The 15,649-nt window shown below is 54.1% G+C and carries 11 protein-coding genes and 2 pseudogenes; 6 read left to right on the forward strand and 7 right to left on the reverse strand.

The window, feature by feature from the left end; translation table 11 throughout:
- The first annotated feature begins 13 nt into the window (after positions 1-13).
- The 3 genes from ASD95_RS12460 to ASD95_RS12470 are packed head-to-tail and all read left to right on the forward strand — an operon-like array spanning position 14 to position 3,512.
- A complete protein-coding gene (locus ASD95_RS12460) occupies positions 14-679 on the forward strand; it encodes a YjbF family lipoprotein (protein ID WP_082562893.1) in 666 nt (221 codons plus the stop codon).
- Complete coding sequence (locus ASD95_RS12465) at positions 676-1,437, forward strand: capsule biosynthesis GfcC family protein (protein WP_056722057.1); 762 nt, start codon at positions 676-678, stop codon at positions 1,435-1,437. The genes ASD95_RS12460 and ASD95_RS12465 overlap by 4 nt, the downstream gene beginning before the upstream one ends.
- Positions 1,434-3,512, forward strand: coding sequence for a YjbH domain-containing protein (locus ASD95_RS12470; RefSeq protein ID WP_056722059.1), 2,079 nt, complete (start codon positions 1,434-1,436; stop codon positions 3,510-3,512). Before ASD95_RS12465 ends, ASD95_RS12470 begins: the two co-directional genes overlap by 4 nt.
- A 526-nt stretch (positions 3,513-4,038) precedes the next feature.
- Here the strand turns inward: ASD95_RS12470 and ASD95_RS12475 are convergent.
- The 3 genes from ASD95_RS12475 to ASD95_RS12485 all read right to left on the reverse strand — a co-directional run bounded on the left by ASD95_RS12475 (position 4,039) and on the right by ASD95_RS12485 (position 7,506).
- Positions 4,039-5,433 (reverse strand): undecaprenyl-phosphate glucose phosphotransferase, encoded by a 1,395-nt coding sequence (locus ASD95_RS12475; RefSeq protein ID WP_056722061.1) that lies wholly within the window; start codon positions 5,431-5,433, stop codon positions 4,039-4,041.
- A gap of 391 nt (positions 5,434-5,824) precedes the next feature.
- Positions 5,825-6,484, reverse strand: a complete 660-nt coding sequence (locus ASD95_RS12480) for a winged helix-turn-helix domain-containing protein (protein WP_056722063.1) — start codon at positions 6,482-6,484, stop codon at positions 5,825-5,827.
- A 281-nt stretch (positions 6,485-6,765) separates the two neighbouring features.
- A complete protein-coding gene (locus ASD95_RS12485) occupies positions 6,766-7,506 on the reverse strand; it encodes a winged helix-turn-helix domain-containing protein (protein ID WP_056722065.1) in 741 nt (246 codons plus the stop codon).
- A gap of 558 nt (positions 7,507-8,064) precedes the next feature.
- Between ASD95_RS12485 and ASD95_RS12490 the strand changes: the two genes are divergently transcribed.
- Positions 8,065-8,898 (forward strand): undecaprenyl-diphosphate phosphatase, encoded by an 834-nt coding sequence (locus tag ASD95_RS12490; protein ID WP_056722067.1) that lies wholly within the window; start codon positions 8,065-8,067, stop codon positions 8,896-8,898.
- 55 nt (positions 8,899-8,953) lie between these two features.
- Here the strand turns inward: ASD95_RS12490 and dusA are convergent, their stop codons facing one another.
- The 3 genes from dusA to ASD95_RS12505 all read right to left on the reverse strand — a co-directional run bounded on the left by dusA (position 8,954) and on the right by ASD95_RS12505 (position 12,395).
- Positions 8,954-9,949 (reverse strand): tRNA dihydrouridine(20/20a) synthase DusA, encoded by a 996-nt coding sequence (gene dusA / locus ASD95_RS12495; RefSeq protein WP_082562894.1) that lies wholly within the window; start codon positions 9,947-9,949, stop codon positions 8,954-8,956.
- An 841-nt stretch (positions 9,950-10,790) separates the two neighbouring features.
- Complete coding sequence (locus ASD95_RS12500) at positions 10,791-11,405, reverse strand: hypothetical protein (RefSeq protein WP_056722073.1); 615 nt, start codon at positions 11,403-11,405, stop codon at positions 10,791-10,793.
- Positions 11,406-12,395 carry a DUF262 domain-containing protein gene (locus tag ASD95_RS12505; RefSeq protein ID WP_056722075.1) on the reverse strand — a complete coding sequence of 330 codons (990 nt, stop codon included), beginning with the start codon at positions 12,393-12,395 and terminating at the stop codon, positions 11,406-11,408.
- A gap of 143 nt (positions 12,396-12,538) precedes the next feature.
- Between ASD95_RS12505 and ASD95_RS12510 the strand changes: the two are divergent.
- Together ASD95_RS12510 and ASD95_RS12515 are read left to right on the forward strand one after the other, a co-directional pair.
- A pseudogene (locus tag ASD95_RS12510) lies at positions 12,539-13,186 on the forward strand (hypothetical protein); the annotation flags it as partial.
- A pseudogene (locus tag ASD95_RS12515) lies at positions 13,174-14,144 on the forward strand (hypothetical protein). The pseudogenes ASD95_RS12510 and ASD95_RS12515, both read left to right, overlap by 13 nt.
- Positions 14,145-14,265: 121 nt before the next feature.
- On the opposite strand, the gene ASD95_RS12520 reads toward ASD95_RS12515, so the two are convergent.
- Complete coding sequence (locus tag ASD95_RS12520) at positions 14,266-15,549, reverse strand: hypothetical protein (protein ID WP_056722077.1); 1,284 nt, start codon at positions 15,547-15,549, stop codon at positions 14,266-14,268.
- Between the last annotated feature and the right edge of the window lie 100 nt (positions 15,550-15,649).

Genomic DNA, 15,649 nt, shown 5'->3' on the forward strand with positions numbered 1-15,649 from the left:
GCCGGGTCCGATCGTGAGAACGTTGAATGTTGGCGTCTGCTTGATAGCGGCCTTGATGTTGTGTGGCTGTAACCCGCTGATGGTCGCTTCGGTGACCAACCTCAAGTCGGCGGTGTCGGGGCCGGATGAGCTGGACGTGACGGCGGCCCAGGTGGCGGATGTGCGCTATCCCCAGCTCAAGCTGACCACGCCGTCCGGTTCCGGCGTGCTGGCGCTGGTGCGTGAGCGCGACGACCTGCAATTCTGGGTCGCGTCCGGCAAACAGGTTCTGCTCATGCGCGATGGCCTGGCGGTGCGCAGCATCGGCCTGGGCCTGGACGGCGATCTGGACGGGACGCGCCTGGCTGACGTCTCGCCCTTCAAGCAAGGCCTCCATCAAGTACCCGATGGCTACACCAGCCAGCGCTGGATCGATCTCTACCAGGGCCAGGAAGTCGGGGTGACCTTGAACAGTCGCTTCTCCCGCAAATCCATGGAAACCCTGGAAATCCTCAACAAGGAATACGCCGTGCTACGTGTCGATGAGCAGATTGACGCGCCGGCCATCGGCCTGCGTGCGACCAATCGTTACTGGGTCGATCCCGTTGACGGTTTCATTGTGCAGAGTGAGCAGCAACTGACCTCGCAGTTGCGGGTCAAGATCGTGCAACTGACCCCAGACCGCAGGCATGCCCGGTGAAGCGGGTCAGGGCTCTATCGGCGTGCCTGCTGTTGATCACCGGCATCAGCCATGCAGCGGTCACCGTCACCGGTGACGTTGCCAACCCGGGGGCGGTCGAGCTGCCGGCGGGCGGGAGATTGCTGGACGTGATCAGCATGGCACAACCCAATGTCGAGAGTTACTGGTTGGCGGCCGTACTGCTGCGTAAATCCCTGGTCGAGCAACAGACCCGACTCAAGGTCGGGGTGCTGTTCGATCTGGACGTGTTGCAGCGCATGGCCATGCTTTTCGACAGGCCGAGCCGGGCTGCCCTGGCGGTGCGGTTGGCCGAGCAAGTCAGGCGCATGCCGGTCACCGGACGCCAGGTGGCTGTCCTGGACCCGGTCGCCGTGGAAGTCGGGTTTGCCCGCAACATTCGCCTGGACGACGGCGACCGCCTCATCTACCCGTTGCGGGTCGACGAAGTCGAGGTGCTCGGCGCTGTCGCCGAGTCGTGTCGGTTGCCCTATCAAGCGCTGCAAGAGGCCCGCGATTACCTGCGGGGTTGCACGCCGCTGGTCGATGCGGACGCCGATTACCTGTGGTTGATCCAGCCCAATGGCGTCACCCGGCGCGTCGGCATTGCCCACTGGAATCGCGAGAGCGGGCAGATACCGGCCGCCGGCAGCAAGATTCTGGTCCCGGTCAAAAACGATGACCTTGATCCGCCTATCCCTGAACTGAATCAGCAGTTGGCCGAATTTATTGCCACGCAGCTGGCTGAGGTGGTTCGTTGAATTTACGTTTTGCAGCCGTATTGTTATTGCCGTGTGGTCTGGCTCATGCAGAACCACGCATTACCCAGAATGATTTCGGTGGCGCGGGCTTGTTGCAAACGCCGACGGCGCGCATGGCGCCGGCCGGTGAGTTGAGCCTGAATGCCAACCGCACCGACCCCTACAGCCGTTACAGCGTTTCACTTCAGCCACTTGAGTGGCTGGAAGGCTCGTTTCGCTACACCGCGATCACTAACCGCCCTTACGGCCCCGAATCGTTGAGCGGCAACCAGAGCTATAAGGACAAGGCGGTCGACCTCAAGGCCCGCCTGTGGGAAGAAACCCATTGGGCGCCCGAAGTGGCCTTGGGCTTCCGGGACATCGGTGGTACAGGCCTGTTCTCCAGTGAATTCGTGGTGGCCAACAAGCGCTACGACAATTTTGATTTCAGCGCCGGCATTGCCTGGGGTTACCTGGGCAACCGTGGCGACTTCGAAAACCCGCTGGGCTACGTCAGTGATCGCTTCAAGACCCGGCCCGACAGCGAGGGCACCGGTGATGTCAACGCCGGGGCCTATTTTCGCGGCAGCCCATCCTTTTTCGGCGGCGTGAGCTACCAGACACCCTGGGATCGGCTCAGTCTTAAACTCGAATACGAAGGCAACGATTACAAGCACGAGCCGAAGGACAACCAGATCAAGCAGGACTCGCCGATCAACCTCGGCGCGGTGTTCAAAGTAACTGACTCGATCGACCTCAGCGCAGCCTGGGAACGCGGCAATACGGCTATGTTCGGCGTCACCTTTCACACCAACTTCGCCAGCCGCAAGGCGCCGGCGAAGACGTTCGATCCGCCGGCTGAACCCTTGCCAGCGAAGGCGCCGAGCACCGGGATGGATCAGGTCAACTGGGCCGATGTGTCCCGGCGCCTGCAGCAAAATGCCGGGTACAAGGTCGAGCGTATCAGCCAGCGCGATTCCGAGTTGATCGTGTATGGCGAGCAGCAGCGTTACTTCCATTCGGCCAAGGCCGTCGGCCGCGCGAGCCGGATCCTGGACAACAGCGTCAACGACGATATCGACTGGTTCACCGTGGTGAACAAGCGCTACGACCTGGCGCTTGAAGAAACCAGCGTGCCTCGGCAAACCTTCCGCGAAGTGATCAACAACGAAGAGCCGTTGCAAGCCCTGCATCGCACCACCGAAATCAATCCGGCGATGCCGCACAACGAGAAAACCCTCTACACCGAAGCGATGCAGCCATTCGCTTATGGCGTCGGGCTGGGCTTCAAGCAGAATGTCGGCGGCCCCGATGGCTTGCTCTATCAGTTCAGCGCCGACGCGGACGCCGAGTACCGCTTCAACCGCAACACCTGGTGGAGTGGTTTGCTCAGTGCCAACCTGATCAACAACTTCGACAAGTTCACCTATGACGCACCCAGCGGCTTGCCCCGCGTGCGCACGGACTTGCGCCAGTACATGACCACGTCGGATGTCACCATGCCGTTGTTCCAGGTCAGCCATGCCGAGCAGTTGGACAAAGACCTGTATGGCATGGTGTACGGTGGCTACCTGGAGTCGATGTTTGCCGGCGTCGGGGGCGAGGTGCTGTTCCGTCCGACCGGCGAGCGCTGGTCGGTGGGCGCGGACCTGAACTACGTGCGCCAGCGCGAGTTCGACCAGGGTTTTGGCTTGCGTGATTACTCGGTGTTGACCGGCCACATCACCGGCTACACCGACTTGCCCTACGATACGCTGGCAGCCGTCAGCGTCGGGCGTTACCTGGCTGGCGACTGGGGCGGCACGCTGGATATCTCGCGAGAGTTTTCCAACGGCGTACGCTTTGGTGCCTGGGCAACCATCACCACCGCAACCGGTGCTGAATATGGCGAAGGTAGTTTCGACAAAGGCATCTACCTGTCCATTCCGTTCGACGAACTGATGAGCATGTCGACCATGCGCCGTGCCAACCTCGTCTGGTCGCCACTGACCCGGGACGGCGGTGCACGGCTCAATCGCAGCTACCAGTTGCACTCCATGACCGACAGCCGCGACGACGACATGTTCTACCGCAACTTCGAGAAGATCACTGAGTAACCTGTAGGAGCGAGCAGGCTCGCGATGGCGTCGGTACGTTCAGCATTGATGTTGACTGATCCGGCGCCATCGCGGGCAAGCCACGCTCCCACAGTGGTCATTTGGCGAGCCGAAGACCCAGACAACCCCCAATCCCCTGTGGGAGCGGGCTTGCTCGCGAAGRCGTCRGCACAYTCAGCATKGATGTTGACTGATGCCCCGCCATCGCGGGCAAGCCACGCTCCCACAGTGGTCATTTGGCGAGCCGAAGACCCAGACAGCCCCCAATCCCCTGTGGGAGCGAGCTTGCTCGCGATGGTGTCAGTACATTCAGCATTGATGTTGACTGACCCGACGCTTTCGCGGGCTTGCTCGCGAAGGCGTCAGTACATCCAGCATTGATGTTGACTGATACCCCGCTATCGCGAGCAGGCTTGCTCCTACACTGGTCTTTTGGTGATCCATAAATCCGGGCAGTCCAAAATCACAGCCACAAAAAAGGGGACTTGCGTCCCCTTGCGGTGTTGCCTTGTGCAGCCCTAAACCTTCAGTAGATGTCCTTCGACAACAAGGTGAACGGCGTTTTCACCAGAATCTTCAGGTCCAGCCACAACGACCAGTTGTTGATGTACTTGAGGTCGATCTCGACACGCTTCTGCATCTTGTCGATGGTGTCGGTCTCGCCGCGGCAACCGTTGATCTGCGCCAGGCCGGTGATGCCCGGTTTGATTCGATGGCGCGCCATGTAGGCGAGAATCTTCCCGGAGTAGTAGTTGTTGTGCGCGACGGCGTGAGGGCGCGGGCCGACCAGCGCCATTTGCCCTTGCAGCACGTTGAACAGTTGCGGCAATTCGTCCAGCGAAGTGCGACGGATGAAGCGTCCGACGGCGGTGATACGCGAGTCGTTGCGGCTGGCCTGTTTGACCTCATGGTCATCGTGCACACGCATGGAGCGGAACTTCCAGACCTGAATCACTTTGCCGTTCCAGCCATGGCGGTCCTGCTTGAAGAATACCGGGCCAGGGGAGTTGAGCTTCACGGCCAGGGCGATGACCAGCAACACCGGGCTCAGCAGGATAATGGCCAACAGGGCCACGCTTTTCTCCACCAGGCTTTTACTCAGCGCGGCGGTGGGCCGGCTGGTCAGCGGACTTTCGTTCAAGTAGATCGCCGGCAGGCCGTCCACGACTTTCACCGAGTGATTGAGCAGCGTCAGGCTGTTCAAGTCCGGCACCCAGACCACGTCAACGTTGGCATCCAGCAAATCGACGTACATGGCTTCGATTTTTGCCGCTTCCGACAGGGGCAGGGTGATGTACAAACGACGGATGTCATGGGTCTTGATCAGTTCCAGCAGGTCTTCCTGGGCGCCGACGATGCTGGGTGCGCCCGGCTCCAGTGAGGGAGGGGCGCCGTTGCTGACCAGGCCCACCAACGGCAGGTTTTCGAGGTCGCTCAGCTTGTTCGCCAATCCCAGCGCCAGTTCACCGGTGCCGACGATCAGGGTTTTATGCTCGCTTTTGCGTGACCGCTGGTAGAACTTCGAGAACGCATGCAGCGGCGCGTACAGCAACGCCTGGCCGAGGAAACCGTACACCGCCCAACCCAGGATGACTTGTCGGGAAAATAGCTCATCGGCCTTGCAGATAAACGCGATGCACGCCAGCGCGGCCATCGTCATGGACCAGCCCATGAACAGGCGTCCCAGCCCTGACAGATAATTGTCTCTTTTGCGGTACACACCGCTGAACGTATAAGCCGGAACCGAGGCCAGTACGGCGAGCGTTGCGCACATCCGGTAATAGAACTCGACCGTTCCAGTGTGCCGCTCGGCAAGTATGAACAACAGGGAAACTACAAAGCCCTGTGCCAGCGCCCATTGCCCCCAAAAGGTAAGTCCCTTGAGGCCGGTGTTTCGATTGATACTAAGAGTAAGATCCATACAATATCCCCAAAAGACGTCCATTCAGGTTTCGACAGTTGAAATCCGAGTTGTTAAACAGACTTGTTATTGTTGTTATAGCGAGTGTCCTGAGGTAACAACGTCGATATGCCGAACTGTCGTCAGTCAATAGACTAAGTTATTGGCGGAGATGCTGTCTGACGAGTTCTAACAAGGTGGCAAAGTGCCAACTATCAGGGTTTTAGAAAAAGCCGAGCGTTAGAAAAGGTCGAATGGAAGAGGGTGAATAATTAGAGTGGTCTTTGGTATTGTAGGAGGGGAGGGGATGAGGGCGGTCTGACTAGCGCGGAGGTTGAAACCAAACAGAGTGCTTTTTTATTATTGTAGTCGCACTGTTTCTGTTTGTTTTATTCGCTAAGGGTGGAGGTGTTTACGCCACGACTTCCTGGATCAGGCAATAGCCACGATTTCTTACTGCGCGAAACAGTCGTTCACCGTTACTGGCCATTTTGAATTTGTCTTGCAGCCGACTCAGGCACATTTCCAGGCCACGATATTGTTCTGGCTCCCTGCCGATGCTGAGGATCAGTTCGTCTCGACTGACGACACGCTCTTCATGGTGCAGCATTTTCTTTACCAGCGCGGCTTCCAATCCGGTCAGGCTGATCTCGACGCCCTCTTTTACCAAGGCGCTTTGATCCTTGTCGAGTTGCCAGGCTTCGCTGTAAGGAGTGTCGCCCTCAATGGTTTGCGCAATATCGTTGGCTGCCCCGGTCGTTGCCGGCATGCTGTGGAATGGATTCGTCGATTGCGCTGCCAGCCATTCGGATTCCAGGGTCGCCAGTAGTCGCTGTGTATCATGTTCGATACTGCGCGCTACGTTTTTCCTTGAAACGCTTGGGTAGCTGAACTCCATCAGCACAGGTGCGGAAGAGGGTGAAGCAACGCCTTCAATAAACATTTGTGCCTGGGAGGTGCCAAACGAGTTGAAGCGCTCACTGGACAGGATGGTCTCAAGTTCACGCTGCGACGTTGTGCTGTGGGTCACGACGACAAAGTATTTCCTTGGGAGGGTTGTACTAGTTTCCATGTCTCTCTCCTGAAGTACACACCAAATTTGGCTAAAAGATGATCGGCAGGGGAGCAATGACTCCCTGGGAAGTAGTCGAAAGGCAGGGTCTGGGCCCAAATTTGGCCCTCGATGGGTTCCACTCGATCTGCTGCTATAGAATAAACTTTTATTGTTATGGTTAGATGTTGCCACGGTCATGGAATCGATAAGTGCCTTTGGTATGAAATACAAGAAACGCTGAAGCCGAGGTCTTTGTATGGTTGATAAAGTTGATGCTAAAGCGCCATCTTTTCGGTGTGTCAGAGAGTTGAAATCAGTCCCCTCATCAACCGGTACCCATGCCCGCGGATGCTCTGGATAGCGTTTGTGCCATAGGTGTCCTTGATTTTTCCACGAAGGCGACTGATCGATTTTTCCAGCGCCCTGGGGTCATAAAAGTTGCTGTTGAGCCCCATGATGTTGGCAATTTCATCGTGACTTAGTATGTGGTTACTGGTTTGCGCAAAGGCTTCCAGGATCTTCATTTCCGCAAAGGAGATGTCCAGCTTCTTGCTGGTGCCCAGTAGGCAAATACGGGTAGGGTCCAATATCAAATTGATATCTCTTTGCCATTCTTCACTGCTGAAGAACTCGGCGAGCAACTCAGAGCTTTCATCGGAAAGGGTATTGAACTTGATGCAGTAGTCGGCCCCCGCAAGATAGTACTTGATCTTGTTGTAGGTGCCTCGGCCCGTGATGACCGCGCAAATGATGGGTTTCAAGTTGCCGTTGCGCAGGTTTTCCACTAGCGCGAGGCTTTCCTCGAGGGCCTGGGGGCTGTCGATGATGATGAAGATGGCGCGATACGAACCAGAGCGTTCATTCTTCTTGAATGAACTAGTGTAGGAATTGGCCTCTAGTGCCATATCGGTCCGCACATGCCTTGCGACTAGCGCTCTAAAATGTTCAGCCACGCCACGGGTACGACCCAGAGTGAGAACTCCGGGTTCATCGTTTGTCTGGCGCTGGCTTCTAGTCGCTAAGTTCCCTGTAAGCATCATGCATTGACTCGAATAGGTGCTGACATCGGGATGTTAAAGCACCGGTTCTCATCTGTGACTGACAATTGGTAACATTTACGCGAATTTTAGACGTGGCTCCCGAGTTTTTTAACAATACTTAAGCTTTTCAAGCTTTTAGTTGATTTTCTCGGCGAACTGAACTAGTGGAGTATCGTCGTTAGATGGTGGCAATATGGAATTGTGCCACTATTTTGAAACGATGGCGATTAATTTTTTATGTCCTTTTGCCACTGTTTGGCCCACTACGTGCCACCATTCATGCCAAGGTGCTGAATCCACTAAGAAACACAAATAGTGTGAGAGCGATCACACTTTATTGAGTGGCGAGACTTTTTTCCACTAAATACCTAAATATATTTCCAGGGTGTTCGTACTCGGACGATTATTAACATGGCTTGAGTGTGCCTTTTAATAAGACATATTCTCCCTCGCTACATCAGATAATGGGTGTGGATGTGTCGAATGTTTTGCTTGAGCTACTCAATATCTGAGTGCAGTTGACGGATCGTTCCCAAAGAACGGTCTGACGGAGGATTGATGGATTTCTGGACCCTTTTCAAAGTGTTGATCCTGGGCGCGGTAGAGGGCCTGACTGAGTTTTTGCCGATCTCCAGTACGGGCCACCAGATTATTGTTGCGGACTTGCTGGAATTTGGCGGTGAACGCGCCATGGCGTTCAATATCATTATTCAGCTGGGCGCAATCCTTGCCGTTGTCTGGGAGTTTCGCCGCAAGATTACAGAGATCGTCAAAGGACTGCCGACCCAACGCAATGCACAACGATTCACTCTGAACTTGCTGATCGGTTTTCTTCCGGCCGTGGTTCTGGGTGTCCTGTTCGCCGACCAGATTCATCATTACCTGTTCAACCCGATCACCGTGGCAGTCGCCTTGGTTGTGGGCGGCATTGTCATGTTGTGGGCGGAGCAGAGAGACCACGTGGTGCACATCGACCATGTCGACGATATGCGCTGGTCGGATGCGCTGAAGGTAGGCTTCGCGCAATGCCTGGCGATGATCCCGGGCACTTCCCGCTCCGGATCGACCATTATCGGCGGCTTGCTGTTTGGCCTGTCGCGCAAGGCCGCCACCGAGTACTCGTTCTTCCTGGCAATGCCCACCATGGTCGGTGCGGCAGTGTATTCAGGCTACAAGTACCGGGAGTTGTTCCAGGCCGGCGACCTGCCGGTTTTCGCCCTGGGCTTCGTCACAGCGTTCTTCTTCGCCATGATCGCCGTACGCGGCCTGCTCAAGTTCATTGCGAACCACAGCTATGCCGCCTTCGCGTGGTACCGGATCGTTTTCGGACTGTTGATCCTGGCAACCTGGGCATTCGGTTGGGTGAACTGGACGGCAGCGGCCGCCAACTGACAGGCGAGCCAGGCGGATCAAACCGCCTGGCTGAAATGGCGAGAACAACCGGGCATTAACGCCCTTCAAGCAACCCGGCAGCTTGATCCAGCAGGGCCAGGGGCTCCTTGGCCTTGTGGATATCCACCGACAACAACTGCCGAAACTTGCGCGCCCCCGGGAACCCGGTCCCCAGCCCCAGCACATGGCGAGTGATGTGGTGCATCGAACCGCCGGCGTCGATGTGTGCAGCGATATACGGCCGCAACTGCGCCAGTGCTTCGGCACGGGTGATCACCGGCGCCGTGCTGCCGAACAGCTGCTGGTCCACCTCGGCCATCACATAAGGGTTGTGATACGCCTCGCGGCCCAACATCACACCGTCGAACGTCTGCAGATGCTCGTGGCAGGCCTCCAGCGTCTTGATCCCGCCGTTGAGGATAATCTCCAGCTCGGGAAAATCCGCCTTCAACCGCGCCGCCACGTCATAACGCAGGGGCGGAATGTCACGGTTCTCCTTCGGCGACAACCCCTCCAGAATCGCAATCCGCGCGTGCACGGTAAAACTGGTGCACCCGGCATCCCGCACCGTGCCAACGAAATCACACAGCTGCTCGTAACTGTCCCGGCCGTTGATCCCGATACGGTGCTTGACCGTCACCGGAATCGACACCGCATCCCGCATCGCCTTCACACAATCGGCCACCAGTTGCGGATGCCCCATCAGGCACGCGCCGATCATATTGTTCTGCACCCGATCACTCGGGCAGCCGACATTCAGGTTCACCTCATCGTAACCATGCTCCTGCGCCATGCGCGCACACGCGGCCAGGTCCAGGGGAACACTGCCACCGAGCTGCAGGGCCAGCGGGTGCTCGGCTTCGTTGTGCCGCAGGAAACGCTCGTGATCGCCATTGAGCAGGGCACCGGTGGTGACCATTTCGGTGTAGAGCAGGGCGTTTTTCGACAGCAGGCGCAGGAAGAAGCGGCAGTGGCGGTCGGTCCAGTCCATCATAGGCGCGACGGAGAAACGGCGGGAGAGTGGGGCGGGTGTGGCGGTGGCTGCGGACATGGGGGATCTGGAATCGGTGAGGCTGGGAGGTGGGGAGTTTATCAGGAATGGGCTGATGGGGCTTGGGCATGCCTCAGGACGATTGAGCAGGTGCTGGGTATTGCGTTGAAAACATCACGAAAAAGTAGGAGATTTCCCTCAAGCCGCGTCCCCATTGCCCATATTGCCCTCCCTCTGATCGCCCAGTTAACCTCCCTCCGTCGCTGCAAATTCAGCGATAAGGGTGTGGAAGCCCTTCACAAGATCTAGGCGCACAGGCGCCACCTGAATTTAGGCAGGCGCTTTTTTCATGTCTGCTGTTAAATTATGGCGGCTGTGCGCGGGGCACTTTCGGGTGCGCCGGGTTCCTAGATCCCCGGTCTTCCACACCTGCGCACAGCTGCCACCCCATCATGTGGAAGTGATGCCGGCAGTTCCCTTATTCAATTCTAGGAACGACAGCAATGAAAAAAATCACGCCTGATCTGCGTATACTCGCAGAAGTTGACAGTAATAGTATATTTCCGTTTGTGGGGAAATCAGAAGGGAAGTCACTTCACGCCAACTCCTTGTCTCGCGCGATCACTCAGCTTTAAGAGCGTAATACAAATAAATTTGAAGGGCCGTTTACTTTGCGAGATTTGCGGCAAGCTTGAAAAATTTTAATGGGGGTTGCCGGACTAAGCAAAGAGCTAAGGGATAGAGTTCAGGGGCATGCTTTTAGTGATGTGTCATCAAAACATTATGAGCGTTATGATTACTTCAAGGAAGAAAGGTTGGGGTTGTTTCGGTGGTAAGTTTGGTTGGATAAACATGTAACTTTGCTTGCGTTGTGAAGGGGCGGCAGGAAGGCGATAACTAATTATACCCCTCCTGCCATTGTTTGAAGAACTAGCTTTGTTGAACTGATGTATCTAGTTAAATTGCATACGCTGTGGTGTCTCTTAGAGATTAAAAAGACACCGGGTGATATGTTTTTGTTGAAGCCGTAGAGTACTCTTAATACGTCTTTGAACTCAGCTCTAGCAGAGGGGCTATTATGTGCAAGCGCATTTCTTACCTTTCGCATCTCATCTATTATCTGTCCGTGGGCTTGGGCGTTGATAATAAAGGACTCGTTAGCGGGAATCACGTTGTCAACGCTCTCGCGGATGAATTTTGCTTTAGTCCACTTGAGGTTATCTTTGAATCTAGCTCGGTTGTGAGTTAGGAATAAGTTTCTTGAATCTTGAGTTCTCCCGGCGCGGATAGTTAAATTTGCGCCAGCACCATTTAAATAGAGCCCTCCCGCCGCAATTTTATATGCGATTTCGGCTACGGTATCTTCAAAAATTGAAAATAGCCGTAGCATTATCATTTCGCCAATAAAGTGCTGATATTTGGCCTCGAGCTTCTCGCAGTCGATCTGGTGCGCAAGCAATTTATCTATCTGTTGCGCTGAATTCTGAATAGTAATACTCAGATTCGGCAATGCCATTTAAAAGAAGCTCTTTATATAGTCGTGACGAATTCGTCGTTGCGTAATCCGCTGTGTTGTTGATGAACAGGCTTCTTTGAAAATATCATCCGCAGGTGATCTGTTTTCCTCCGAATGGAACCTCTCATCAATATCATCAATAATAGTTGAAAGTCTCTTTTGGGAAATTCTCGGAATTTCGTGAAGCACCAAGACGAGAGAGAAAAATATAGGTTGTCTATTAAATATAGTGTCGGTGATTTTTTCGGGGTTCAAGGCGCCAATTAAATCAAAAACTCGATCGAGTTTGGTTGCTATTTCATCCCTGTCGTCAAATTCCTCGTCATATTCTGTATACATATTGTTGAGCGATGTAGGGCTGTAGTCTGAAAGTCCATTCATGAGATTGTAAACTAGATCAGAAATGAACAAAACTTCTGACATGCGAGAAATATCAGTAGCTGAAAATATCTCGTATTGCCTCCAGAACGGTGTTCTTGATGATGCCTGAGCCAAACAGAACTGTTTCATTTCTCCGCTATAAGCAGCATTTCTTTTTTCTTGAGGGTTAAGCGTTTTGCTGATTGAATTAATTCGGCCAAAAATATCAATTACATCCGCGTCGGTGGCTCCTAGTAAATAGCCAACCGGAATAGATGTAAGTAAAAGTGTTTGTTGTTCCTCTCGCTTTAATTGAGAGTAAAGAAGCTTTCTGTTGTAGTTGGGGTGTCGGGCGGTGAACTCGTTTTTGCAATAACTTAAAATGGCTCGTGTTCTCTGCTGGCCATCAACTATTTCTTTAATGCTTTTCGAGTTTTCGAGATCTAGATAGTGTCTGACATATATAGCAGGAATTGGCTTCTGCTCGAGAAGTGTGTTGACCAAATATGACTTTTGCGGAGTGCTCCAAACAGAGCGTCTTTGGTACCAAGGAGTCAAATTTAACTCCCCTCGGCTCTCGAGGTTGATGATGTCCTGAATAATTAGGGCTTGGTAGTCAACTCTATCCATTTCGAATTACTCAACGTTCAATGTTTTAATTGTCGCATTTATGCCGGCTTAGACATCCATTAGTCAAGCACATAGGGATCTGGTAACCATTTTGGCCGTCATGCAGCACTGCAGTCCCCACGAAAAATAGAAGCCGGTCCTACCCCCTCTGCAAAGATGAAACACGCCTGGACCATCACGCCCCCGGGCGCGCCAGTTTCACAATCACCCCCAGCGAACCCGTACATGGTTTGGTGACTTTCGACATTGGCTACAACGACAGCCCACTCCAGCGGCATTTTCTGGGCTATGTGGAGCGTTGCACTGCCGCCAACAGCCAACAGCAAGTCCTGCTCTGCCGAGAGTTGTCCGCCGCACTGGAAATCCCCATGCCGCTGAACCTGCGTCATGTGGACTTGCACGCCGTCCTGGCCGCGATCAGTGAGCGCAATGGCCTGCGTTTTCGGGTGCCTGATCAAGCCTACGCACACACCAAAACCGCGTTTTTCTTCAACCTGGCCAACGGCGTGCAAGCGATCGATAGCCTGGGCAAAGTGTTTTCGATTCCTGATTTTATGTGGCAGCAGCAGGGTGACGGCGAAATCTACGTGGGCAGTTGGACCGACAGCTTTTGGGGACAGCGCCAGCCGCTGCAACTGCTTCGCGAGCTCTTTGACAGCTACAACAGCAACCAGAGCGCCGTGATTGCCGCACTGCCTAGGATTCGTCCTGGTGCGCCGATTAACTAGGGCGAACGCATTACCGCCGTGACCCTCACAGAAAGCCAGATGAGCATCAAATGGAAGACGTAATTCGCCGTGTGGTTGACCGCCAGTATCCCGAACTGACCGGTGGCTATCACCTGCCGCGCTTTGCCCGGGTGGTGGCCATCCCCGACCCACCCACAAACGCGGGGCTGTGTGACGACTTCCGCCCACGTTTCGCCGCAGACCTTGAGGTTCTGGGGCCGGACGGCGAGCCCGATACGGCATTGCCACTGCTCCAGGGCGTGCCGCTGCCGTTGCCGATGGGTGGCGAGTCCATGGGGATCTACGGTCTTCCCGATGAAGGCACGATGGTCGTGGTGTCGTCTGCCTGCGGCCTAACGCACAAACCCTTTGTCCTAGCCATCCTGCCCTAGGGCTTGAGTCTGCCCAACCTGCCCAAAGGCGATCAGGTCTGGCAGCACAGCGAAGCGGTACAGCAGCGCATCGACGCGGATGGTAACTGGCTGCGCCAGACCGCTGGCCAGATCCATGATCAGGCCAGCGAGCGCCGTGTGGAGGCGCTGGAGAACACTGAGCACCACCAGCACCACCAGCACCACCAGCGCCACAGCGTGACTGTGGATGACCACAGCCTCGAGTCAGTGGGTGGCATCAAAAAGATCGAGGCCCTGGGCTCGCTCAAGCTGCTCTCAGGCGGCTCCGCCAGCCTGGCGGCCGTGGACGACCTGCATCAGGCCACCGGGCGCGACTTGAATCTGGTGATCGGGCAGAAGCTCAATGCTTCGGTGGGACGTGATATGGAAGAGCGCATCACCGGCTTACGACGCAGTGTCGCGGAAAAGGCCTGGATGGGGTCGGAGGGGATGAACGCGTTGCAGATTCTGTGCGACTTGCTCGACTTGGTGACGGCGATGACATGCAACTGGCCGGCCATACTCATGTCCCCGGACCGGCGCCGAGTCCGAGCGACGCGGGGGCCTTCACCGATAATGCGGCACAGGCCAGCGCGCTGGTCGGTCAGTTAAAACCCATCACTTTGTAGGAGGGAAGTTGCAAGACCTTCTGTCTGAGCGCTTGACGAGTGATCCAGCCCTCAAAGAGATTTGATGGGCTTTTTGTTTTTTCGTTTCGTATCTGAATTTTCATCGAATGCGACCAAGTTATCATTTGATAGCGATATCCAAGCCGTGATCTAACATTAACTGCGCTACTGCTTCTCGTCCACCTTCCATTGATTCCAGTTGTCGCACTACACTACTTATCTCGTTGCTGTACTTTATCTGATCATTGTGCGAAGCAGCCCTAATTAATTCGTTAGCTTGCTTGTAAGTGGGTTTGATATCTTGCATGGCGCGCCTCAGAGTGCGGCCATATAAGTTGGCGTCAGCAAAATTTTTCGAAGTTGAATATATGGTTATAAATCGATTAATGACTGCCGGAGGACTGGCATACCAATCAGCCTTATCTAACTCCTCAAATGTAGCAAGCATGATTCTTTTTTCTGCTGCCGAAAGTAGCTCGGCAGGGAGTGGCTCTATTAAATAAAACCAATCTAAGTCGGCGAATAATTTTGCTGGTGCGTTTTTTATAAATGTCAAAATTCGCAACTGTTCCGCTTTTGGCAGCACACTCCATAAGTTCAGCTTTTCGAGGCGTACCACGCTTACAACAGCGCCACACATTTCCTCCTCTGTGCGCATTCGCTCGATGATCTGCTTTACGGTATCTGGAAAAAATTTCTCCCATAAATTAGGTTGGATGATTTTAATTGCCGACATTGCAAGCACGCACTTATTGAATTTTGCCGCAGCTTCATCAGTTCCAAAAGCTGCTTTTATCAAGACCTTCAATAGATTGTTGTAAAGCGACTCTCGAGACCGTTTTAATGGGCCGGCCTCGAATAATGTGACGACGTCTTCGAGATTGTTTGGGAAGAATTTAGAGTCTAAATCATTTAAAACTCGCGCCAATGCCACCTTACCTTGAGATGCAGGCTTGGACAGTATCGAACTTACGGCGTTAAATATATGTAGCCTTGCTAACTCCGCGGAGGCAGAAAATACTTGATTGTCTGAAACCTGGGAAGGATGAGCGCACCTGTTGCGATCCTCTACCAAACGCACAATATCCATATATTCAATATGAGAAATGAACTCAAATTTATCCTTTGCCATTAAAGGAAGCTCTTTCTCAAAGGTCAAAGCCCCCGGAAGATTGTGGGTCTTTTGGATGGTCTCAAATCTTGTAATTTCAACTTGGGCTTCTTTATCCCCCGCAGCAGCCAGCTCTCTTATTTTGTCCACTAAATCGAAGGCAACTGCAATCCAGCAGGCTACAACTGACGAGCGGTATGCTCCTGCTTTGTAGCACAGTACGGCTTCTTCGATATATTGGCGGGATCGAGGGTCATCGCAGCTTAAAATTAATTCATCTAGGTCGTTAAGCATTTTATTCCTTATTGATCTTACTTGATTGGATTGTTATTTTTCACATTCTTCTTTGCGCCATCCAAATGGGGTGGTTTAGCGGAGCGCAATTTGACAGTCG

The sequence above is a fragment of the Pseudomonas sp. Root71 genome, from assembly GCF_001429045.1.
Classification (GTDB): Bacteria; Pseudomonadota; Gammaproteobacteria; order Pseudomonadales; family Pseudomonadaceae; genus Aquipseudomonas; species Aquipseudomonas monachiensis.

Excerpts from the sequence above, each read along its gene's own strand:
- ASD95_RS12475 (WP_056722061.1), bottom strand. The coding sequence starts at position 5,433 with ATGGATCTTACTCTTAGTATCAATCGAAACACCGGCCTCAAGGGACTT.
- ASD95_RS12480 (WP_056722063.1), bottom strand. The coding sequence starts at position 6,484 with ATGGAAACTAGTACAACCCTCCCAAGGAAATACTTTGTCGTCGTGACC.
- ASD95_RS12485 (WP_056722065.1), bottom strand. The coding sequence starts at position 7,506 with ATGATGCTTACAGGGAACTTAGCGACTAGAAGCCAGCGCCAGACAAAC.
- ASD95_RS12490 (WP_056722067.1), top strand. The coding sequence starts at position 8,065 with ATGGATTTCTGGACCCTTTTCAAAGTGTTGATCCTGGGCGCGGTAGAG.
- dusA (WP_082562894.1), bottom strand. The coding sequence starts at position 9,949 with ATGTCCGCAGCCACCGCCACACCCGCCCCACTCTCCCGCCGTTTCTCC.
- ASD95_RS12500 (WP_056722073.1), bottom strand. The coding sequence starts at position 11,405 with ATGGCATTGCCGAATCTGAGTATTACTATTCAGAATTCAGCGCAACAG.
- ASD95_RS12505 (WP_056722075.1), bottom strand. The coding sequence starts at position 12,395 with ATGGATAGAGTTGACTACCAAGCCCTAATTATTCAGGACATCATCAAC.
- ASD95_RS12520 (WP_056722077.1), bottom strand. The coding sequence starts at position 15,549 with ATGCTTAACGACCTAGATGAATTAATTTTAAGCTGCGATGACCCTCGA.